Genomic DNA, 22,295 nt, shown 5'->3' with positions numbered 1-22,295 from the left:
GAAAACTACTCACGAAGCATTTCAGAATGAGCTGTCGCATTTAGATTGATAAACTATCATATAAAGACCCTCGGTAATACTTGGAATATAAATAATAAAACCTTCATCAAAGTCACTAACGATATTACTTGTATTCACTTTATTTTTAAAATATTCGCACTCCTTTTCATCTCTTAACCTGCTGAATTATATTCTTTTCCATCGCATTTTTCATGATTATACAGCCCTTCTCTAGACCTTCAATGTCGATAGTGAGAGGTGGCATAATCTTTAATACAGTATCATTTCTTCCTACACGTTCAATTAGCAATCCATTCTCATAACAACAAGAAGCAATCTCTTTGGCAAGGATAGATGCTTGTTTCCCTAAACCTGATAAATCTATCCCCCAAATTAAACCTAACCCACGTATTATTATCTTTTCATCTAATGCTGAAATATGGTCATTCAAATATTTCTCCAGCCATGTTCCTTTACTTTTTACACTCATATCAAGTTGATTAATTTCACGAAATTCAAGTGCTGCTGTCGCCCCAATAAATGCCAATTGATTCCCTCTAAAAGTTCCGTTATGCTCAGCCGGTTCCCAAATATCTAGTTCTGGTTTTATCAAAAGTATAGACATAGGTAAACCATAACCGCTAATAGATTTAGATAAAACAACTATATCAGGAATAATATCAGCTCTTTCAAACGAGAAGAAATTGCCCGTTCTTCCACACCCAACTTGAATATCATCACATATTAAAAGAATATCGTGTTTGTCACATAATTGTCTTAATCTTCGAATCCAATCAATTGAAGCAATATTTACTCCTCCTTCTGCTTGAACAGTTTCAAAAATAATAGCAGCTGGCTTAGAAACTCCCGAATGACTATCTGTTAGTAATGCTTCAATATATTCGATAGTATCAAAGGGAAAATCAGTTGGATATGGCATAAATGTAACATCCGACAAGTTGACTCCAGCTGCATTACGATGATAATCATTAGAAGTTATAGATAAACTTCCCAATGACATTCCATGAAAGCCACCTGTAAAGGAAAAAATCCCCGTTCTTTTCTTTGATTTCCTTGCAATTTTTAATGCAGCTTCTACAGCGTTTGTTCCCGTCGGCCCACAAAATTGTACTTTATAATCCAGCTTTTTAGGATTAAGTATTAAATTAAAAAAGCTTTGTAAAAAATCTTCTTTTGCAGAGGTATACATATCTAATCCATGCATAATTTTATCAGATTCTATATATGCAAGAATTTGCTTTTTTATAAAGTCATTGTTGTGACCATAGTTTAATGCACCCGCCCCAGCAAAAAAATCAATATACTCCTTTCCTTTTTTTGTGTATAAATTGAAATTTTTTGCAATCTCAAAGGTGTCAGTAAAATTCCGGCAATAAGAACGTACATTTGATTCTAGTTGTTCAAATGTATTTAATTTAGTATTTAACATTAGATTATGCCTACTTTCTAAATTATTATCGTAATTCTAACTGATTGAATACACATCCTGAAAATGTAAAAAGATTTAAAATCAGGTACTTATTACAATTTTTATGCGATATTAATATAATAGAACATGCGCAATGGATTTTCAACGGAATTTTCTGAACAATACAATTTAATTATTTTGCATATAGTTATGTAATCCTTTATCTTAAGCCAATTTATTCTTATTAGGATTATAGAAATATCAATACTTTGATTCAAACTGTAAAAGAACAATGGAATAAGATAAGCCTTGCAGAAGAAAAAGATATTTCTGGAACAAAAATATCAAAAGGTGACCTTTTACTGTTTTTAATTCAATATCAAATTCAGCACCTAGGAAAAATGACAATTCTGATGCACCAAGCTAACTTAAAAATGCCCGCTATTTACGGTCCAGCAATAGAGGAATGGGCTAATTTTGGTACGAAAGCACCAAAGTACAATTTCAATTATGATTTTGATCTAAATAATGAGCTCTGAAACACTACTCTTCTTCTAAAATAGCGTAATAATATTCATCCCACCACTCATTTCCATGTGGTATACACTTCCTGAAATAAGCCTCTTTTCTCATTCCCATTTTCTCCATCAATCGATATGATGTGGTATTTTGTGGCTGACATGTAACTATAATTCTATGTAATCCCATTTCCTTAAAACCATATTTCAATGTGGCTTGTGTAGCTTCAGAAGCATATCCTTTATTGAAATATTTAGGATTGAATACCCAACCAATCTCATAAGTATGCTTACCAAAATATTTATGAAAAACATAAAGGCACTCCTCAACAATCCATATATTTAATATCCATTAGCTATAATTTCAGCTATAGCTATAATAAAAACAGGCTATGATTTAGGTTCCTTTATAATAAAGTTAAAATATTTTTAACCCGTAAAAAGGAAATTGATTTTTAACATAAGAGCAATTTCCTTTTTATATTTTATCGTGACTTTATTTACAAGCGAAAATGGTCTAAAAAAAGAAAGTCATAAGTCCATCGTTCATGTAAATTGGAGCTATATAATAAGATAAGAGCATCCCCTATTAAGAAATGCTCTTATCTTTCATATAAGTGAATCCGATTTTATAAATTGAATTTTGTATGATAAATCCCTATAACTCTTCAAAATATTTATTTGATATAGATTGAAGTTCGCATGGTATTAAATGGAGCGTTAATAGATGTTTTCTGGTATTCAAATGTCCCTTGCTGATGCCCAGAAGCATCCCACTTATAATACCAACCAACAATTGGTTTTCCACCAATTATAGTAGAGCCAATACTTTTCACATTAAAACCATTCATTTTCGCAAATGGATTTTGACCATATCCCATTTCCTTTGTAGTAATATATAAGTATTTTCCCCCGTGGTCACGTGTTGTGCTAAAACTGTTTGGATTAATCGTTTCTACTCCACCCTGCTCAGATTCTACTTGTACGACGTTTAGTGAAGTAAGTGGTGCTGCAGGTCCTGCAGAAGCTTCTGTTGCCATTCCTAATCCGACAAACGCAGTTATTGCTAAAGATGAAATACCCAGTGCTGCTTTTTTAAACATAAAAACATCCCCTTCCATCTATTACTTTCTCTTTCACTGCAAATATAATCCTATTACCTTTATATGTATATAGTTTGAAACTGTAGAAATATTAATGAGAATATTCTATCTTATATTTCTGCAGTTATTTGACATCGAATTACTTATTTACAGTGTAAAACAAAATCTCTATTAAAAACCCCTTAATTATCGCTATCATTAACATCTGTTATTCATTTCTCAACTAAAAATAATCCCTTAACTTAGATTATCTGTGAATTGTAAACCTAAAAATCTAATACGCTTCCACTTTAGTAGAGATAAATTTTAAGTATCCAAGAGTTCGTTAGATTCCGATTTAACGAACTCTTGAGTAGATGTATGATTTGAATGATATAATTGTTATAAAAGATATGGCACACAACCATTACATTCTATATTTAAGTTTATAAAATCTTATAAATATAATAAAATAATATTATGATTAAATGGATAACTTTTTAAAACCATACTTCACTCTAGTAATCGCTGCACAGCTTTTAGGTATTAAAAGGAGTGGTTTTATGTTTCAACGAATTAAAAATACATATTTGATAGTAGCATTCTTTTCATTATTATATTGAATAAGAGGCACAACAACGTATGAATGTGTCTCTTATTTTTGAAAAATAAACTGTATTTAGTAACCTATAATCATTTTTTTCGACGCTTTATGCACTCAACCATTTTAGAAACTTTCTCTTGAAACTTATATATCTTGCCTTTGAAAAAATCATATAATTTGTTGTATTTTGCAATGCTATAATTTTTCAACCTTAAAACTTTTTCTTTTACAGATTTAGATATTAGAGGGAGGTTTCTTACAATGTAATTAAATAAATTGATTGATTTTTCTTTAATTAATTCCCGATATAAAATACATATAAAAATAATAAAGATAAAATTACTTATAGAATATATAGGTAGAAGATATTCTACAATGTTTAGCAATTCTAATAATTGCTTTAATGTTGGTAAAGAAAATAATAAGGTAATAGTAATTGTTAATATTGGACTTAAAGCAGTGAATTTTGAAACATATTTTTCTTTTCTTAAGGTAATTAACTCTTCCAATCTTTTATTCCTTTCTATTACCATTTCATTTTTCAAATAATCATCGCAGGCATTTTCAAGGTAATTTGTAAAAGAGTTTACTGAAGCATATGAATAATAGTACTGTGAGAATTCATGGAAATATTCAATATTATTATTAGTTTTAATTTTAATTAAATCGTTTATTGTCATTGCAGAATTAAGATTTAAAGAAGTTGTTTTATCATTTTGAAGTTTTTTTTGCATAAGTAGTTCTATAGAATTGATGGATCCGCCAATCGCAGTAGTGTAAAGTGAGCTCTCAGGAAACGGGGAGTCACTCATAGACTTAAACGGTTGTTCAATTCGGCTGCTATAAATATTAATTAATCGATTGTGGTTCGCATAAGAACGAAAATGCAAATTAAAATCATATTTCTTATTATTCAATACTGTACCTATATTCATATCGCTATTCATAGTAAACTCTGAAACTGGCGCAAATAATAATTGATAAAGGCTAGCCTTCAATGGCTTTGAAATATTATCTTCTTCAAAGGTTTTAGGTCTATATGAATAATCAATTAAGTTTAAATGATTATATTTTGTTGTATTAATTTGATCTTGTATATCGAGATATTTTGATAAATATTCCAAAAATAATGATGTAATATCATTCATATTGTTACATCTAGCTTTCTTTTTATATTCCATAGATGTACAGTTGTTTATCATCCTTTCAGGGAACATAATTTTATCAAAGTGAACATTCCACACACTGGTATTTAGAAGGTCTATATCAATATCTGTTGCATTAATCGAGCAATGTAACATACAATAACCATGTTTAAAAATCGTTAATATAACGTTTATAAAGAAAGTTTTCTCATTAATTGTAGCTTTGACTGGCATTAATAAAAATCTATTTTTAAAAGATGTATGTAAGAAACCTGTATGTTTATGTTCTAAGTTATACAGGGATATTAATTGCTGTAAAGCGATTAATTGGGAAACTCTTAGCTCATCTACAATATGGAGTTAGTGGAGTTAGTATAGTCATATGGACACAACTTAGTTAAGTCCCTACAATGGATTTCAAGGAGGAAGTGTCCGTATGACTATACTAACTCCAAATGTACCAATTTCAACATTAGAAAGTTTACCATTAAATGAAGCTAGAGCTTTTCAAAGATATCTCCATGGTGTAGCCATTAAAACAAGAGTTATTAACAGAACTTGCTCTGCTTTAAAATCCCTATTCAAGTACTTAGCTCAGAATACAGAAAATGAACAAAGGGAAAAGTACATCTCACGTAATGTAATGGAGAAATTTGAGCTGCATAAGGAGAAAGTAGATGCAGCATCAAGAGCAGACGACGTTACAAACATGATATTTAATGAAAAAATGATGTAGCCTTTCTTCAAATTTTAGCAAATGATTATGGTGAAATCTTAAAAGATATATCTCGCTAAAAAATACAGTTTTTTTCAGCATGATAAAAAAGAAGTTATGTAACAAATATTCAAGTGCATCCGATGAGAAACGCATTCCACATAAACTACGGCATACCTATGCTATAAATTATTATAAAAAAAAGGACCTTGTTGTTTTTTGCAAGCAGAAAGTGCAGAGGCTTGCAGTTCTCTTTTTTCTTAAAGGTTCATGTCTGAAGTTGCAGAAGAAAGAGCGTGTCTCAAGCGATAACTTTCTCCTGTAAATGCAATAATGTGGGCATGATGGACCAACCGGTCCACCAATGCAGAAGTTAAGCGGTTATCCCCGAATATACGATTCCACTGTCCAAACTCCAAATTAGATGTGACAATTACACTCTTTTGCTCATAACAGTCATCGCTGATATGAAACAGAAGCTCCGCTCCTTGTTTTTGAAAGGGAACATACCCAAGTTCATCTAGAATAAGTAGCTCGCAAGCTTCGATCTGTTTCTTTAGTCGAGATAAACTCCCTTGTTTCAACGCTTCCTCCAACTGAGCTACTAAGTCTGCTACTCGGAAGAAACGTACTTCATGTCCCGCCTCACAAGCTTTTAATCCCAAAGCGGTAGCTAAATGCGTTTTCCCGGTTCCTGGGGAACCGAGTAGAAGGAGATTTTGCTTTCCTTGAAGAAACTGAAGGTCGCAGATTTGCTCTTGGTTCACTGTAGCTGGAAAATGGATTTGATCTCCCCATTCATATTTCTGCAACCATTTTACTTCTCGAAACTTAGCTTTCTTCATGAGACGTGCAATTTTCTTTGTCTGACGAGATTCTATCTCTAGACTTAATACATCGCAAAGAAATTGCTCTTTATTTTCAAATGTGATGCTACTATAATTGTCAACCACATGCGCTAGATGAAGAGATTTACAAACTGTTTGTAATGTCTGTAGAGTCATTACTATAGCCCTCCTTCTAGTGATGGACAGAGTTTCCGATCATATTGACCTAAATCTGTTTCATAGTCCACTAGGACTGTTGGAGTATGCGTTTCGTCCCATTTCTCTGGGTAAGAAATGTTTTTAGCCTCTATAAGAAATCCGAGTTCGTGAGGGTCTCTCTCTAATCGTTCTTCTTGTTGAAGAAGTTCATGGAGTTACTGTAAACAGTAGTTTGTTAAAAGTTTGCGTAAACCAGTAATCCGCTTTTTGCTGTCTTCTTTCTTGAAAAGAAGATAATCTTGTACCCTATCGGGCAAATAAGGAAAAAAACGTGAATAACGCATAGAACGTGGCTTTTTCTCCCAATCACCTAAAATTTCATCCCAAGGAATTTCTCTATTCACATTCATATATGGTCTATAATCCTCATAAATAATCTCTCCATCATTTGTAAAACAAGTAAACTGATCCCATCCCTTTTTCACGACAATAACTTGCTTCATACGCGCCTTTCGGATTACAAAACGTTCTTGATCCACTGTAATTTCTCCGTACTTGTTCACCGTAGCCTTATCTAAGGAGAAGACCTCCAGGTCTTCCAATGGTAACGGTTTAAGTTGCAGTTTATCTTCTTGCCAAAGTTCCTCTATCAAGGTTCCTTTATCATAATGAGGGCGCTTTCGATCTTCTATCATTTGTTCTTGCAGCCATTCTGTTAGTCCCGCAAAATCTTTCATAATCGGGGCTGTAACGAACCAGTTATTTCGAGTATAACTTACCTTACGTTCCACATTTCCTTTTTCATGTCCGCTCGCAGGATTACAAGGTTGGGTTTCGAAATTGTAATGCATTTGGAAACGAAGGAAGGCATCTGTATACGTACTCTGGTCTCCCTTTCCAATACTTACGATAGCTGCTGATAAGTTATCCATTCTTACATGTGTAGGAACGCCTCCGGCTTGGTGAAATAATTGCTTTAAACCTTCTTTCTGCTGGAAGTGGATACACAAATGCTGCATTATTGTGAGGAAAGCTCAGAATAAGTGCTTTAATATCTTTATATGCTCCATCTTGCACAGCTGTCATATTCCCAAAGTCCACTTGTGCCTCACCCCTTTGCGGTCTTTTCATGTTTCAAAGCCTCGTGTTATAACGGTCGGCAAGAATCCAGCTTATCCTATAGCAATTGAACAGTTAAAAAAAGAAAAAAGCATACCTAACGGTATGCAACTTAGATAACAAAAGTACTTGAATAACATAGTAGAACAAGATCATCGCTTTATAAAGAAACGAATCCATTCTATGCTAGGGTTCAAATGCTTTGACACAGCTACATCTATTCTTTCGGGAGTAGAGGCTATGCATTTGATAAAAAAGAACAGATTGATTTACGGGACCAGTCTGTCCAAAACCAGAAAGAATTCATCCATCAATTGCTTGAATTTGTAGCTATGCGTTTTACTGGTTTCCATTTTATCTTTGCACTAGAACCCTAATAGTTACTCCATTTCTCCTTTTAGACTAATTAGAAATAAAATCTAACTTACGTAAAATAAATTTCCAAATGAATTCTTCACCCGTCACGACAGAAACTCTGCCTACCATTCCCATATGTAATTCATCAAATGCATTTGTATCAATTGAAGCTTCCATTTCATACATATATGTTTTGGAATCTTTATCAAAAATAGGATGGGCAGATATATAAGTTACAGTCCCAACTTGCTTATCGGTCTTTTTTAATTTAAAGGAATACTGTGCTTTGTCTCCTTTTTTTATCCCTTTTACTTCTTGAGCAGGCATTAATATCTTTATCTTTTTGATATTTTCCTTTGGAATAATCGATATTAACTCTTGACCTGAGTCGACTAAATCACCTGTTTGTAAAATAGAGGGGAATTGTATAATACCATCCTTTTGTGCCTTTATAACAGTCGTTTCACCTTGATGATGTAAGCTATCCATTTCTTGTTTTTTTACAAATAGTTCTTGCTCTACTGACTGAATACGCTGATTAATTGAAACAATAGCATCCTCTTTATATTTTCCTAAAGTAAATTTCTTTTGCTCTTGTTTTCCTTCCTTAACTGATTCAATTTTACTTCTTTCATTTTCTAATGCTACTTTTCTTTGTTCGACTCTTTTTTCTACATTAGTTTGTTGCGCCTCTAATGATTGAATCCTTTCATTAATTGAATCGATTTGTTCTGATGTCGTCTTTTCTTTCTGTTTTTGAGTAAATTTCAGCTCTCTTTGTATGTTTTCCTTTTCCGCAAGTAACCCTTGTAAAAACTCATCTTGTTCGTTAGGTATCTTATTTTTCATGAGAGATTTAATCTCATTATCCTGTTCTTTTTCTAAAGCTTGATACCCTTGCTCATATGCCTTGTATTCATCACGTATTTTTTGATCTAAATCCTTAGAAAAAATTGCTTTTTCAGATTTAATACTCTGTTTTAGTTGTTCTAACATTGCTTTTTGTTCTTCTACATGTTGTATAATGTTATTTAGTTGATTCTGTTTACCTGTTAACTCCTGGTTCTTCAATTGGATTAAGGTCTCTCCTTTTTTTACTTCATCACCAGATTGCACAGAAATAGTGTCTACAATACCTACAATTTGCGTACGAATTGTACTGATATTTGATTTCCCTTCAACTATAGCAGTACCTTTGCTAACAATATCTACTTTACCAACATATGCCCAAATAGCAAAAACTAATAGACACAAAAAAAGAAAACTCAACAATATAGCTATAAAACGAGGCGGTTTTCTTTCTAATAACTCAACACTATCAGTTAATTCATCAAAAGAGTATATTTTAACCATATTGTCCACCTCGCATTGCATCAAATTCAGTCTCGAGATACTCCGCATGAACGGTTTGATTTTTCCATAAACGATAATACTCTCCTTTTTGAGTTAATAATTCCTCATGAGACCCTTTTTCAAGGATATTTCCTTTTCCCATTACAAAAATTCTATTGGCATGTTGAATGGTACTAAGTCGATGGGCAATCATGATAACCGTTATGCCTTTGACCCCTAAGTCTTTTAACATATCTGTAATATGCTTTTCTGTTGTTGAATCTAAGTTACTGGTTGCTTCGTCTAAAATAATAATATCTGGTTTTTTTAACAGTGCCCTTGCAATAGCTAATCTCTGTCTTTGACCGCCAGATAGATTTGAAGCATTTTCCTCTAAAGGAGTTTCATAGCGTAAAGGTAAATCACAAATAAATTCATGCGCACATGCACTCTTACAAGCTTGAATAATTTCTTCTAACGAAAGCATTTGTTCTAATCCAAATCGTAAATTATCATAAATAGATCCACTAAAGAAGAATGAATCTTGTGATACATAAGCAATACGATCTCTTAGTGCTGTACGATTAACCTCTTTTATATGAAATTCGTCATAATATATGTCACCTTTTTGTGGTTCATAATAATTCATTAATAACTTAGCAATAGTCGTTTTACCTGAACCACTTTCTCCTACAAATGCGACTTGGTGACCTGATTGAATCGAAAAGTTGATATTCTCCAACACGTTTTTACGTGTTCCATATCGGAATGTAACATCTGACCACTCTATCTTCCCAGATAATGCTTTAGGAGAAACTTTACGATATTCTGTTTCATCTTTTTCTCCATCTAAATCTAAAATTTCATTTAATCGTTCGCCAGCAACTAATGCAGATTGCATCGTAGGTTGAATACCGATTAAATTTTCAATTGGATTTAAGAAATATCCTAAAAGTGCATTATATGTAATTAATTCGCCAATTGTCATATTTCCTTTTAGAACTTGTATTGCTCCCACCCAAAGAATAATAGTACCTCCAATAAGTGCCAAAACCATTTTAATAGAACCTTGTAAATTTGATAACATTCCTCTTTTAAATATATGTTTTAATAAGTTTACAAAGCGATTTTCTGTTTGAAAAAACACTTCTTTTTCCGCATTATAGGACTTTATTGTCGCTATTCCATTTAATGATTCCACTAAATACGATGTTAATTTAGCACTGCTTTCCATTTCATTACGATTTATGGTCTGATAGGGCTTATGAAATAAAAAAATAACTCCTATATAAAATGGGATGAGAAGTAATGTAACTACAAATAAAGTGGAGCTTTGCACATATAATAAAATACCACCCAACAAAACCATAACTGTATCAATCATTAATGTAATAGTAATTGTCGATAAAGCTTCACGTATTTTACTTGCATCCATAAAACGGGAAATAATTTCACCGACTTTTCGGGTTTCAAAAAAATTCATAGGTAATCCTACAACATGATGATAATATCCAAGCATTAATTGAATATCCATCCGTCTACTTAAATATAGTATAAGGTGCGTCCGAAAATAGGAGAGTAATACTTTGAAAATGTATAAAATCACAATTCCTATAGATACTATATGCAGTGTTTGTAGCAATTGTTTCGTCACAATATCATCAATTAAGAACTTAAAATAAAATGCGCCAGCAAAACCAAATATATTAAAAAAAATAGAAGCCACAAATAATGGAAGTAGCAAGCTCATTTGAGGTCTTAACAGTGAAAAAAATCGAGATAATGTTCCTTGAGATTGCTTCCCTTTTTGGAAATTCTGACGAGGAGCCAGTAGTATCAATATTCCTTGCCAAATTTGACCGAAATCAACCGAGGTATATGTAACAAGCCCTTGTGCTGGATCTGCTACATAAATTTTACCGTTCTTTACTTTGTGTATGACTACATAATGAAGTAGTCCACCGTCCATAACGACATGAGCAATAACTGGCAAAGGTATTTCTGACAATGCATCTATGCTCTCTGCTTTTACACCCTTCGTATCAAAATCCAATCTATTAGCCGCTGTTAGTAAACCCTTAATGTTTGTGCCATGTAGGTCCGTTCCAGCAATTTCTCGAATTTTTGATATGGATATTGTAAGGCCGTAGTGGCGTGAAATCATAGCTAAACAAGCTGGACCACAGTCTTTTAAATCGTGTTGTTTGATACAACGAAACTTCTTTCGAACCAATATACTACCTTCTCTCTCAGTGATAAAACTGCTAAGTTACAAAACATTTTATTATCAAAGTGGCAGATACGAAATTTGCTATTACTTTTTACGTAGGGTATTTACTGTTTCTACAAATGTAGTAGCATCTGCATTCGTAATTTTATTAAATTTCAAGAATTCATCATTGTACTGCATTTGGATTCGAATTCCGAAAATATTCTTTTTCAATGTGAATGAAGAGATCCCTTCATAAAGGAATTCTTCAACTATTTCGTTTTTAAAATTCATAAAAGGTGTTCCGTAAAAAATCATTCTTTGCTCAGTGGCAACTAATATGCCGGGACGAGCACAATTTCGGTTGACATATTGGTCGAATGAACATTGTAATGTACACAATATGTTTTCAGTAGAATCCAATTGTTCCTTTATTTTTCCTAATGACTTTTGCATTCCAAAAACTCCTTACAATTTTATTTTGAGTTAGGATCTATCTCTCTTAGCCATAAATCCTAACTCAAAATAAAAATATTTACAGTAGTTAGGATATACTATTTATTTACTTAAAAAATTTTCAATATTATCTTTTAAAGCATTTAAGTTTGATTTGATTTCATCTAGCATAATGTCATCCTTTATTATAAAAAACATTTGAAAAGCCTTTGCATAATTCCCCACATTAAAATACAACATGCCTAATAGATAAAAGATATGATACCCATTAGAATTTATTATGGAATAAGGAGATTCGACCTTTCTCATATGTTGAAAACTTTTCTCGGTAAGAAGTGAAATTTGAGATGACTGGTATTCCCAGCTACTGATTAAATTATAGTATAATCCATCAATACAATACGGGAATCCATTAGATAATTCATTAGCAATTCCATGTAGCGCTTCAAAATTATGATTATTATGATAGAGATCTGCTAACATTAAAAGAGATAATAAATAAAAATGATTATTTTTTTGCTCATTTTTACTATTCTTTATTCCTTGTACGAGTGTATGAATTACTGCTTCATCAGAATAACCAGCTAATTGTCTTTCTCTGGCTAAGAAATAAAACCATCTGATGTTGTCTGGTTCAATGCGTACCATTTCATTTTCTAAATCTAGATTTCTTTTATATTTGTTTTTTAATTCAATTATTTCTGGCTTATACCCATCATGATTAAGTACAAAATCAGTAGTAAAATAGATTAAGTCGGCCCCTTTTTTCTGGATATTATAACGTAAATCTTCATGGATCATTCCAAAGTATCTGAGATTATCATTCTTTTTAAAAATCCTTTTATTAAAATCCAACTCTTGGTTATCATGATTTTTAATTTTCGGACAGATAACCATTGGAGATTTAGGAAATTCATAAAATAATTCTAAGAAATCCCTTAAATCCTCTTGGTTGATTTCTAAATCCTCATCCGCATCAATCTGAAATATCCAATCGCCCGTCGAATAATCTATTAACTGATTTCTACATTCCGAAAAATCATCTTTCCACTCTGTGCAATATAATTTTACATCCGGGAATTTTTTTTGTATGATTTCTAGTGTTTTATCAGTAGAACCAGTGTCTAAAACAATAATCTCATCTGCAAAATTTTTAATACTTCTAATACATCTCTCAATACATCTTTCTTCATTTAAAGTCATGATATTCACAGAAACCTTAATTCTTTTAGTGACTAGAAAGCTTTTTAACATTTCTATAAATTGTATATCACTTAAATGATTTATCTCATCAACTGTGCCTGAATGTAATTCAGAAAGTAATTCGTTAACTTCTTCTGAATATTTATGAATGTGGTTTAACAATGCTAATCGTTTCTTAACCTTTTTTAATAAGCTATTATCATCAATATTCATTGTTAATAATTTATTATATGCTATTTCAAAAAAATTTATATTATATCTTAATTCTTTTGAAACATAATTAAAGTTTGTCATATATCATCCCTGCTTTAATGTAATAGCTACAGGGTTAGTTTTGTAAACTAACCCTGTAGCTATTATTTATTAATAAAAGTTATTAACGGCTACCATATGATCCTTTTAAGTAACCACCGCCACTAGAAGTGTATGTGCTACCTTTAATATATGCGTCACCCATACCGCAACCATAAGGGAAAGATACAAGTCCTCTACCAAAGTCTGCGCCCCATCTTAGATGGTCTCTCCAGCCTCCACCATTAATTTCTTCTAATTCAATTTCTTCTAGATTTTTTAATAAACTATTTTCTTTGTTTAAAGTTTTCATACATAACATCCTCCATTTTTTAAAATCATTATATAAATATATTGTAAGCTTACGATATTTATTGTACACCTATAAGGAAGCGTTTTCAATAGTTTTTTACAAAATATTAATCTTAGATTATATTTGCAGAATAATATATTCAGTACACATTTTCCAAGTTTGCCCATCATTATGATTAATAGTATAGTAAAGTAAAATACATAGTTCCTAACCAGGATTTATAATTTCACAACATGCCAAAGGAGTAGATCATGCGGAAACGTTTACATCTTTTTATTTATAACTTAAGATTCCCTTATTTCATCATACTTATGACTATAGCTACATTTGTACTACCATTGTTATCCTTTCTTATACCGATAGAAGACGCGCAACGAAATCCGATTGAGGATATCTCTCTTATTCGGCAAGTTATATCTGGTTGTGTCGTAGCCCCGCTAATAGAAACATCCCTTTATCAAATGTTTTTGTTTTGGATTTTAAAAGATATTCCATTTGTGCGTAAATACGATAATATCCCAACGATTTTTCTTTCAGCCATTATTTTTGGAACTATTCACTCATATGGGCTTTCCTATATAGTTTATAGCGCCCTAATGGGTGTCATTCTAGGATACTCATATTGGATTTATCAAAAAAAGAAAGAAAAAACATCCAAAGCCCCCTCCGCCTATTGGGTTGTTTTTTTAATCCATGCATTACATAATTTATTTACCTTTCTATTAAAAAATTTCTTTTAATAGGGTCCCTTCACATTGCTATCAAGCTAAGATTTTAAAGTACCCCCTAAAAAAAAATACGCTATTCTTTCTGTAGAATCATAGGAAAGGATGGCGTTTTTGTATGTCTATTTCTGTATCTAATGAATTACAATTATTTGCTCAAGAAATTCAAAGAGTCTTATCCCAAAATATCTTGCTAGAGATGTTGGCTTTGTACAACGAACTAGTAAGTATCAAGCAAAAGATTTAGTCGCTTTATGTGTATGAATGAACGAAAATGTCGCTACGACGTCTTTAATTCATTTATCTAGCTGTTTAGAAGCAGCAACATCAGTACTCATCAGTCCTGAAAGACTAAATCAACGATTTAATCAAGCAGCCGTCCAATTTTTACAACACAAACTAGCTGAACTACTAAACAAAAAAATGGCCTCATCCATGCCGATTTCTTCTCCAGATACTTCTGTTTTCAAGCATATCCATATTTTACTCCCTGATTTATTTTCATCGGTTTATCCAAGTGCAGGAAGATGCAGCCATACAGCTGGGTTAAAAATTCAACTTGAGTATGATTTGTTAAGTGGACAGTTTCTACATATTCATACAGGTCCAGGTAAACAACATGATCGTACTTACAGATCTCTGTGTGCCCCAACTATGACAGTGAATGATTTGTGTATCCAAGATTTAGGTTATTTTCATTTAAAAGACCTTCGATATATACAAGATAAAGAGGCCTACTATACCTCTCGTCTCAAGTTGAATACATACTTTTACAAAAAATTCCAATTATAATTATTTTCAAGACGGAAAAATTAAGAAAGGTACAGAGTATATACAGATAGATATGGAGACGGTAATGAACTCCCTTCAACTAGGACAAACATGTGAAATAGCTGATGCTTATGTAGGAATGATTGATAAAGTGCCCGCTCGTGTAATTGTTCATCGATTAACAAAACAACAACAAAAACGATTACAAGATCAAGCTGTAAGAAAAAAAGAAAGGAATGAAATATTCTTCTCGTAGTAAACGACTCAGTAGTATCAATGTATATATGACAAACACCCCCTACAGATATTGTCCCGATGGGACAGGTACATGACTGGTATTCTTTGCGTTGGCAAATCGGCGTCTCCAAATAAGGGCACATTATCTAGTTGGTGAAAGTCTAATTGGGAGAATAGACTCCACTCCCGTAGCCTGAGAGGCACCATGAAGTGAAAGCGACATGGCGAAGCCCTCTGACATCACGTGCAAAAGGAATCTGGATAAATCTCCAGGTTGTAACGTACAGTGAACGTAGACGTAGCCTCGTTATACGCAATTCCGGTGGCTGAGATAGTCGATAACGTGCGAAAGCAGCAAGAACTGACCGAAATGAGTCCAGAACATAAGTTTTCACCGGTGACATGGAGAAAAAGTTAATGTGGGAACTGGAGAAGCCCTCGACATCCGATGAAAAAACTAATTCAATATGAAAGAATACGAAATGAAACTAACCTTTAAAAAATAAAAATCGATTCCTTAACGTACAGGGAATCGGTTAATCTGTGTCTAAAATGTGTCTAAACGTACATTAATTAGAGTATTATGAAGAGAGGATTATTCGTTCAATATAGAGACGAATATCCTCTCTTTTTATATATATTAGAAATGTAAACAGTAGCTTACATTTTTAGTATAGCTCGTTTATTATGTAGCTCATGTTTAATTTATAGGAGGTGGTTAGATTGAGAGTTCAAGAAGTGAAGCTAGATGGTAATAAAAAGAGGTATCTGTTACTAGAAGAACAAGGAAAACCTGTAATACCAGTAACAAAGTACCTTAAGTTTCTAGACCAAACAGGAAAGAGTAGCAATACTCAAAAGACATATTGTTATGCCTTAAAGCAGTATTTTGATTATCTAGGGGAATTTGATAAGAACTACATGGAGATTACTTTACAGGACTTAGCAGTCTTTGTCGGATGGTTGCGAAATCCATATAACAGTCATAAGGTTACTCCCTTTAAAGAAGTAAAAGCAAAAAGGACAGAGAGAACAATAAACCTTACGGTTACTGTGGTTACAGCTTTTTATGATTACCTATACCGCAATCAAGAGCTAGAAGAAGATGTTCGTGACAGACTTATGAAAGAAGTCTTTATGGGAGACCGGAGGCGGTATAAAAGCTTCCTTCATCATGTAAATGCAGGTAAACCTGTAAGTAAAAATATTCTTAAACTGAGAGAGCTTCGCCGCAAGGTGAAGATTTTAGAAAAAGAAGAAATAGAAGCCTTATACGTATCAACTAGTAATATACGTGACCGTTTTCTTATCTCTCTCCTCTTTGAGACAGGACTGCGAATTGGCGAGGCATTGGCACTCTTTTTAGAAGACTTCATTTTCGATCATAAACATGGACATCGCATACGCTTACGGGATCGAGGAGAATTATCAAACGGTGCTAAATTAAAAACTGGCGAACGAGAAATTTATGTGTCACAAAAGCTTATGGACTTATACGATGACTACCTCTACGAGGTTATTGATGAAATGGAGATTGATACAAATTTTCTGTTCGTAAAACTACATGGTAAAAATAAAGGGTTCCCAATGACGGATTGGGATGTTCGCGCACTCTTTAAACGTTTACGAGAGAAAACAGGAATAAAAGTACATCCCCATCTATTGCGTCATACACACGCTACTCTATTCTATCGTGAAACAAAAGACATTAAACAGGTGCAGGAACGACTGGGACATGCTAACATTCAGACCACAATGAACATGTATGTCCATCCTTCTAGTGAAGAAATTCGTAAGAATTGGGAAAAGGCACAATCAGCTTTTCAAGTTAGCACAAATTATAATAAGGAGTAAAGAATGATTGATACAAGTGTTAAACCTATTATAGAACAACAAAAGTTTCATCAAAAAATTCAAGATGAGCTCACTACTTATATAAAAGAAAAAATAAACAAAAGTAATTGTGTCTCTAATTCTTATCTTTTAGCAAATGATGTTTGGCATTTAGACGTTATAACAGAAATGGAAGAATTCGTGGGGTATAAGCAAAAAAGGATAGGTAGCAAGAGTTTATATTTCTTAGCTCGTAATTATTTTATAAATTTGGAACTGAAATATATTTTTTATAAAAAGTTATTTAATCAAGAGTGGGCATTGACAAACATATTTGGTGGTAAAAGCAATTTATTAAAGAAGTTAGCACAATTCTTAAATGAAGTATATCCGGAAATAGATTCACTTTTAAAATTAGATTTAGAAAAGACTGAAAAGAGATGGATTTGGTGGTTAAATGAAAAAAACATTAAGACAAAAAGGAGAGTAAATAAAAAAGGATGTAAAGAATCTATTGTATATACAGCTGAGGCTAAGTTCCTAAGAAGTATACATTCTCTTATTTATCAGCTAGCTGACTCCCGTGATGAATGGGAGAAAGATAGATGGGATATCAGAGTGTTAAATCAAATGTATGGTATTGAATTCAATCAATCGCACCATAAGTATTATATCAATTTTTTGAAAATTGAAAACAAACACTTCCGTGGTGAACTAAAAAGATATTTTAAACAGCGTTTATTGGGACGAAGCGTGTCTTGGGGAACAGCAATGACCTACATGGAGTACATCCCTAAATTTATAAATTTTGTATGTGAACTAGAATCTGAATGGCATGATTTAAGGAAATTGTCCAGAGAACATGTGCTGAAATATATAGAACAACTCTATGACTATGCGAAGACCAAATTGAAACGAAGAGATTCACATCCTGAACAGTATGTAAGGACAATTTTAGTTATGATTCGGAATTTTTTAGAGGATCTTCAAACCTATGAATATAGTATCGCTCCTATAAAGAGTGCAAGAACGCTTATTTTCTCAGAGGACCTTCCAAAACCTCGGAAAAAGAGTTATGATCACGTTGACTATATTCCAGATTATGTATTGGAGCAATTGTTTCAAAAAATTAACCACCTTCATCCTGAAGTTCAACCATTGATATGGATTGTATTTAAGACAGGTCTTCGTATCTCCGATACACTCACATTGACACAAGATTGCTTAATAAAGCTAAATGACAAATATCAGATAGTAACGGATATAAAGAAAACCTATGTACAAGGGCATTCTATCCCTATTGATGATGAGTTGGCTTTAAATGTTCTTGTAGCTCTTATTGATAAATCTAAAAAGAACAGTAATGAGAGGAATAACCCCAATCGGTATATTTTTGTACGTTATAGTGGGCCTCGAAGAGGACGACCATATTGCCAAAGCTGGGTTCGTGAGCAACTTAACATTTTTGCAAAAGAACAAAATATTCGAGATGAAAATGGCAACTTGTTTCACTTTAAACCCCATCAATTCCGGCATACTTATGCCGTTAAAATGTTGAACGGTGGTGCTGATATTTTAACAGTTCAAGAGTTATTAGCACACGCCTCTCCAGGAATGACAATGTGTTATGCTCGTTTACTAGACAATACAAAACGAAAAGCCTTTGAATCTGTCATGAAGCAAGGAGTCTTTAGCTTTGACCTAAATGGTGAAGTTCAACAAGTGCAGCCGAATGAAGATCTTCCAACCGACATCTTAGAGGCACTGTGGCGGGATCATAAGCTAAATGCCATCGATAATCCCTATGGTACGTGTTATGCGCGAATTAATGGAAATTGTCCATATGCGGAAGAACCACCATGTTTGACTTGTAATGGTGGCAGTCCATGTAAGGACCTTGCGGTCGGCTTCTCGGAGCTGGACGTACAGAAATATGAACTGCATATGAAGACGACAACGAAGATGATACAAGCACTAGAAGACCGCGGCCGTCATGACACTGCTACGAAGAACCGTACTAATTTAAAAAGGTATGAAGATATTTTAAATACCATAAAACAAGGAAATATCATATTTGGTCGACTAGAACGAGTAAAACGAAAGATGGGTGTACAAAATGAAGACATATGACCGATTAGCGCACGTCAAGCAGCTTCATGAAATGCGCAAAAAAAATACCTTTCAGAAAGTGGATAAAGCCATCCAAAGGCTCATACGAGCTTGTGAAAATATCAACTTTAATAGCGTGGCAAGTGAAGCTGGTGTTAGTAAAGCCACTCTTTACAACAATATGGAAATACGGAAACGAATTGAGTCTCTGCGTAAGCAGCAATCACAAGTTCCTACTCCTAAACAGATTAAGAGAGAGATGGATGAGAACAACAAAGATGCCATTATTGCTTCTCTCAAACGCAAAACTAAGAAGTTAGAGGAACAAAACAAAGAATTGCGTGAGCAATTGAAGATTGCTTATGCTGAAGTTTATAGAAAGATTTGAGGGAACGATGTTCCCTTCCTTCTCAAGCTAATAGTACAGGTTAGTCGAAAAAGAACCTTACTAGATTTCATGTAATTTTACTTATACTAAGGAGACGTAAAAACTAATGGAACAATTAATAAAAAAGGCTCTCATTCCCTATTTTATAGGAAACAAATCATTGGTTATTGAAAAAGAGTTACATATAGACAGTTGGAACAGTGACTTACACTATAAAATTGTTGTAGATGGAATACCATATTCCGCAAGGTTTATTAGATATAATCGATCACCTAATAATGTGTTTGGAGAGATTACTAATGAAATATTATATGAACAAACAAAGTTTTGCCGATTCCTTGTAAATAATAACGTCCCATTCATGCGTTTATTCCCAATATCAGAAGATGAGCCATTTACTACTGTTGAATGGAAAAATGAAGTTTATCGTTTTATATTATTTGAATGGATTGAAGGTCAACATATCACTCATTGTGATGAGTATATTGCAGAGGAATTTGGAAGAGTGGCAAGAAGATTTCATGATATTTCAAGTATATATAAGAGTTCCATATTCCCCCAAAAATCACACCTTGTTGGGTACTCTCAATTTATTAACAATCTCCGTAATAAAGTTAAAACACTCAACCTATCATTAGAAAATTCAAAAATGATAGAGGAATACCTTGAAATAACTGAACATCATATAAAAAAAGCGAATACAAAGCAGTTTGATTTTATCCTACACTCAGATTTAAATCCACTTAACATCATCTGGAATGAAAATAAAAGGGTATTAGGAATTGTGGATTTTGAATCAATTGGATACAGTGATAGAGTTGAAGGTTTAGCCTGGTTAATAAAATGGTATTCTAGAACAAATGGAATTAATTCTCATGAAATGTCACCTAAAGTCGCTAACTCTTTTTTAAAAGGTTACAATTCTGCTGATTTTTTAAGTAAAAAAGATTATCATCGACTATCTTCACTTATATGGCTATCAGGTTGTATTAACTGGAATTTTGTTAAGAAAACAACTGAAATTTTAGAAACGAATAATAATGTCACATTAAAAAAACATATAGAGACTTATAAACAGCGAGGCGAAAAACTTTTATCATTAATTTTAATCAATTAGTTGAACTAAACATAAAAGGTAAGTATATATTAAACATGACTAATATATACTTACCTAGTATTGTTGCAGGTTTTTAAACTTTAGGTCTTGATAACGTACAATTTTCTTTTTTTGATAAGGATATTCATGCACTTGTTTTTGACTACATGGAAGTAGAAGGCGTACAACAAAAAGAAGAGTGAAATCTCACTCTCCTTTTTTTATCACTCAATTGGGTGTCTTTTCTTTGATTAATGCCTTGTTCCCCCATAGCATCCAATGCCCTTATGATAACCATAACCTTTAAAGTACCAAGTGATACCTGATGATGGATCAGTAAAAGCGTTAGCGAAAATCCCATCTGCATTTCTCAATGACATGTGATAGTCAGATATAACCTGAGGACAACTATCATGATATTCATACATTTTATAAGGTGCCAGCTGTGGTGAATCAATTTTTTTATTAGTATTATCAACTGTAGATGTTGCAGCTGAGGCTCCCATACCTCCTGTTAATACAAAACCAGTTGCTAATGCTCCCACTACTAATTTCTTGAACATAAAAATCCCCCCTTTAATAGTTTTATAACTCGCACCTTAACTGTAACACGTTTTACATTACTGTAAATATTTATAATATACAGAAAATTTTATTTAAGTATTAGGAATATTTGGAACCCACTTTCTCAATACAAAGAAAATAAATTCTAATATATAATTAAATCAAAGTTGTCACTCTTATCAATGTTAGATTGGAAAACTAACATCTTATCGAATTTCAACAAAAGAAAAGGCACTCAAAATCTGGGCATAGCCATCAAATTTAAAGAAGTGCCTCCGATGCTAAAAGTATCGGAGGCACTTCTTTTACAATCTTTGAATACAATCCTGTATTTTGGACATACTCAAATAGAACTTCCTATGGTACTTATTTTTTATGAAGTCATTGGAAGTTAATCCGTTGATTTACCTATTAAGCCTAGGATCTCAAACGGTGTTCTTTTTTATACCGCCGTGCTTTTCTCCCATTTTGACTGATATCTTGAAAGAGCCTGCTGAGCACTGAAACAGGATGTTGGACAGTATAAAAAAGGGCAGCGTGTATTTTTTTAGATAAATCTGCACCATACAAGCACATTTCAACTCACTCATTTCTTTTCCTTGTTTCTCCCATAAAAGCCTTCGCATTTGATAAGCAACGCTTGCGACTAAACATAAACGTAAAAGTTGGTCATACAAATGACATTAAAATCGTTCTAGTTTCATTCTTTTACTTACATGAATACGAAATATAGATTTCCATGTTTTAAATAGAATTTCTACTTGCCATCGTAATGAATAAAAAGCATACACCTCTGTGGCTGGCAGTTTCTCT

General features: G+C 32.9%; 19 protein-coding genes and 4 pseudogenes. 9 read left to right on the top strand and 14 right to left on the bottom strand.

Features of this window, described 5'->3' with window-relative positions:
• Nucleotides 1-166: 166 nt before the first annotated feature.
• Complete coding sequence (gene ectB / locus CO726_RS23380; protein WP_099685848.1) at nt 167-1,450, bottom strand: diaminobutyrate--2-oxoglutarate transaminase; 1,284 nt, start codon at nt 1,448-1,450, stop codon at nt 167-169.
• A 248-nt stretch (nt 1,451-1,698) separates the two neighbouring features.
• On the opposite strand from ectB, the gene CO726_RS23375 reads away from it, so the two are divergent.
• Nucleotides 1,699-1,968: a DinB family protein gene (locus tag CO726_RS23375; protein ID WP_169513065.1), complete on the top strand. Its 270-nt coding sequence runs from the start codon at nt 1,699-1,701 to the stop codon at nt 1,966-1,968.
• A 4-nt stretch (nt 1,969-1,972) separates the two neighbouring features.
• Here CO726_RS23375 and CO726_RS23370 read toward each other — a convergent pair.
• The 3 genes and pseudogenes from CO726_RS23370 to CO726_RS23360 form a co-directional block, all read right to left on the bottom strand.
• Nucleotides 1,973-2,260, bottom strand: a pseudogene (locus tag CO726_RS23370) (GNAT family N-acetyltransferase); the annotation flags it as partial.
• A 364-nt stretch (nt 2,261-2,624) separates the two neighbouring features.
• Entirely contained in the window at nt 2,625-3,050 is a 426-nt protein-coding gene (locus tag CO726_RS23365; protein WP_048525317.1) for a DUF4879 domain-containing protein, read from the bottom strand.
• 672 nt (nt 3,051-3,722) lie between these two features.
• Entirely contained in the window at nt 3,723-5,012 is a 1,290-nt protein-coding gene (locus CO726_RS23360; protein ID WP_245916727.1) for a hypothetical protein, read from the bottom strand.
• 220 nt (nt 5,013-5,232) lie between these two features.
• On the opposite strand from CO726_RS23360, the pseudogene CO726_RS33230 reads away from it, so the two are divergent.
• A pseudogene (locus CO726_RS33230) lies at nt 5,233-5,722 on the top strand (site-specific integrase); the annotation flags it as partial.
• 31 nt (nt 5,723-5,753) lie between these two features.
• Here the strand turns inward: CO726_RS33230 and istB are convergent.
• The 3 genes from istB to CO726_RS33035 form a co-directional block, all read right to left on the bottom strand.
• Nucleotides 5,754-6,497: an IS21-like element helper ATPase IstB gene (gene istB, locus CO726_RS23350; RefSeq protein WP_099685846.1), complete on the bottom strand. Its 744-nt coding sequence runs from the start codon at nt 6,495-6,497 to the stop codon at nt 5,754-5,756.
• 197 nt (nt 6,498-6,694) lie between these two features.
• A complete protein-coding gene (locus CO726_RS33040; protein WP_181950581.1) occupies nt 6,695-7,411 on the bottom strand; it encodes a hypothetical protein in 717 nt (238 codons plus the stop codon).
• The gene (locus tag CO726_RS33035; RefSeq protein ID WP_181950580.1) at nt 7,404-7,610 is read right to left on the bottom strand and encodes a hypothetical protein; all 207 of its coding nucleotides are present in this window, start codon (nt 7,608-7,610) and stop codon (nt 7,404-7,406) included. The genes CO726_RS33040 and CO726_RS33035 overlap by 8 nt, the downstream gene beginning before the upstream one ends.
• Here CO726_RS33035 and CO726_RS23340 point away from each other — a divergent pair.
• A pseudogene (locus tag CO726_RS23340) lies at nt 7,596-7,975 on the top strand (DDE-type integrase/transposase/recombinase); the annotation flags it as partial. The gene CO726_RS33035 and the pseudogene CO726_RS23340 sit on opposite strands and share 15 nt — an antisense overlap.
• A gap of 25 nt (nt 7,976-8,000) precedes the next feature.
• On the opposite strand, the gene CO726_RS23335 reads toward CO726_RS23340, so the two are convergent.
• The 5 genes from CO726_RS23335 to CO726_RS23315 all read right to left on the bottom strand — a co-directional run bounded on the left by CO726_RS23335 (nt 8,001) and on the right by CO726_RS23315 (nt 13,759).
• Entirely contained in the window at nt 8,001-9,308 is a 1,308-nt protein-coding gene (locus CO726_RS23335) for a putative HlyD family type I secretion protein (RefSeq protein WP_099685845.1), read from the bottom strand.
• Nucleotides 9,301-11,520 (bottom strand): peptidase domain-containing ABC transporter, encoded by a 2,220-nt coding sequence (locus CO726_RS23330; protein WP_099685844.1) that lies wholly within the window; start codon nt 11,518-11,520, stop codon nt 9,301-9,303. The genes CO726_RS23335 and CO726_RS23330 overlap by 8 nt, the downstream gene beginning before the upstream one ends.
• 81 nt (nt 11,521-11,601) lie before the next feature.
• Nucleotides 11,602-11,952: a PH domain-containing protein gene (locus tag CO726_RS23325; RefSeq protein ID WP_099685843.1), complete on the bottom strand. Its 351-nt coding sequence runs from the start codon at nt 11,950-11,952 to the stop codon at nt 11,602-11,604.
• Nucleotides 11,953-12,054: 102 nt separating this feature from the next.
• The gene (locus CO726_RS23320) at nt 12,055-13,449 is read right to left on the bottom strand and encodes a glycosyltransferase family 2 protein (protein ID WP_099685842.1); all 1,395 of its coding nucleotides are present in this window, start codon (nt 13,447-13,449) and stop codon (nt 12,055-12,057) included.
• An 82-nt stretch (nt 13,450-13,531) separates the two neighbouring features.
• Nucleotides 13,532-13,759, bottom strand: a complete 228-nt coding sequence (locus tag CO726_RS23315; protein ID WP_000854592.1) for a hypothetical protein — start codon at nt 13,757-13,759, stop codon at nt 13,532-13,534.
• 251 nt (nt 13,760-14,010) lie between these two features.
• Between CO726_RS23315 and CO726_RS23310 the strand changes: the two genes are divergently transcribed.
• From CO726_RS23310 to CO726_RS23280, 6 genes and pseudogenes are all read left to right on the top strand, one after another.
• Nucleotides 14,011-14,499: a CPBP family intramembrane glutamic endopeptidase gene (locus CO726_RS23310; protein WP_099685841.1), complete on the top strand. Its 489-nt coding sequence runs from the start codon at nt 14,011-14,013 to the stop codon at nt 14,497-14,499.
• Nucleotides 14,500-14,602: 103 nt separating this feature from the next.
• Nucleotides 14,603-15,618 (top strand): annotated as a pseudogene (locus CO726_RS23305) (IS4 family transposase); the annotation flags it as partial.
• Between the two features lie 597 nt (nt 15,619-16,215).
• The gene (locus CO726_RS23295; protein WP_099685840.1) at nt 16,216-17,346 is read left to right on the top strand and encodes a tyrosine-type recombinase/integrase; all 1,131 of its coding nucleotides are present in this window, start codon (nt 16,216-16,218) and stop codon (nt 17,344-17,346) included.
• A 3-nt stretch (nt 17,347-17,349) separates the two neighbouring features.
• On the top strand, nt 17,350-19,455 hold the full coding sequence (locus tag CO726_RS23290; protein WP_099685839.1) for a tyrosine-type recombinase/integrase: 2,106 nt from the start codon (nt 17,350-17,352) through the stop codon (nt 19,453-19,455).
• Nucleotides 19,442-19,822, top strand: a complete 381-nt coding sequence (locus tag CO726_RS23285; RefSeq protein WP_099685838.1) for a DUF6262 family protein — start codon at nt 19,442-19,444, stop codon at nt 19,820-19,822. The genes CO726_RS23290 and CO726_RS23285 overlap by 14 nt, the downstream gene beginning before the upstream one ends.
• Nucleotides 19,823-19,928: 106 nt before the next feature.
• Complete coding sequence (locus tag CO726_RS23280; protein WP_099685837.1) at nt 19,929-20,939, top strand: phosphotransferase enzyme family protein; 1,011 nt, start codon at nt 19,929-19,931, stop codon at nt 20,937-20,939.
• A 230-nt stretch (nt 20,940-21,169) separates the two neighbouring features.
• Here CO726_RS23280 and CO726_RS23275 read toward each other — a convergent pair whose 3' ends face one another.
• Nucleotides 21,170-21,481: an LCI fold-containing protein gene (locus CO726_RS23275; RefSeq protein ID WP_099685836.1), complete on the bottom strand. Its 312-nt coding sequence runs from the start codon at nt 21,479-21,481 to the stop codon at nt 21,170-21,172.
• Nucleotides 21,482-22,165: 684 nt separating this feature from the next.
• On the bottom strand, nt 22,166-22,273 hold the full coding sequence (locus tag CO726_RS32575) for a transposase (protein WP_245916730.1): 108 nt from the start codon (nt 22,271-22,273) through the stop codon (nt 22,166-22,168).
• Between the last annotated feature and the right edge of the window lie 22 nt (nt 22,274-22,295).

The sequence above is a fragment of the Bacillus fungorum genome (genome assembly GCF_002746455.1).
In the GTDB taxonomy this organism is placed as follows: Bacteria; Bacillota; Bacilli; order Bacillales; family Bacillaceae_G; genus Bacillus_A; species Bacillus_A fungorum.
This window is presented reverse-complemented; position numbering and strand designations above follow the sequence as displayed.

Coding starts and splice junctions, on each gene's coding strand:
- CO726_RS23310 (WP_099685841.1), top strand. CDS start 14,011: ATGCGGAAACGTTTACATCTTTTTATTTATAACTTAAGATTCCCTTAT.
- CO726_RS23275 (WP_099685836.1), bottom strand. CDS start 21,481: ATGTTCAAGAAATTAGTAGTGGGAGCATTAGCAACTGGTTTTGTATTA.
- CO726_RS23360 (WP_245916727.1), bottom strand. CDS start 5,012: ATGCCAGTCAAAGCTACAATTAATGAGAAAACTTTCTTTATAAACGTT.
- CO726_RS23365 (WP_048525317.1), bottom strand. CDS start 3,050: ATGTTTAAAAAAGCAGCACTGGGTATTTCATCTTTAGCAATAACTGCG.
- CO726_RS23320 (WP_099685842.1), bottom strand. CDS start 13,449: ATGACAAACTTTAATTATGTTTCAAAAGAATTAAGATATAATATAAAT.
- CO726_RS33035 (WP_181950580.1), bottom strand. CDS start 7,610: ATGAAAAGACCGCAAAGGGGTGAGGCACAAGTGGACTTTGGGAATATG.
- CO726_RS23335 (WP_099685845.1), bottom strand. CDS start 9,308: ATGGTTAAAATATACTCTTTTGATGAATTAACTGATAGTGTTGAGTTA.
- CO726_RS23280 (WP_099685837.1), top strand. CDS start 19,929: ATGGAACAATTAATAAAAAAGGCTCTCATTCCCTATTTTATAGGAAAC.
- istB (WP_099685846.1), bottom strand. CDS start 6,497: ATGACTCTACAGACATTACAAACAGTTTGTAAATCTCTTCATCTAGCG.
- CO726_RS23315 (WP_000854592.1), bottom strand. CDS start 13,759: ATGAAAACTTTAAACAAAGAAAATAGTTTATTAAAAAATCTAGAAGAA.
- ectB (WP_099685848.1), bottom strand. CDS start 1,450: ATGTTAAATACTAAATTAAATACATTTGAACAACTAGAATCAAATGTA.
- CO726_RS23325 (WP_099685843.1), bottom strand. CDS start 11,952: ATGCAAAAGTCATTAGGAAAAATAAAGGAACAATTGGATTCTACTGAA.
- CO726_RS23285 (WP_099685838.1), top strand. CDS start 19,442: ATGAAGACATATGACCGATTAGCGCACGTCAAGCAGCTTCATGAAATG.
- CO726_RS33040 (WP_181950581.1), bottom strand. CDS start 7,411: ATGGATAACTTATCAGCAGCTATCGTAAGTATTGGAAAGGGAGACCAG.
- CO726_RS23290 (WP_099685839.1), top strand. CDS start 17,350: ATGATTGATACAAGTGTTAAACCTATTATAGAACAACAAAAGTTTCAT.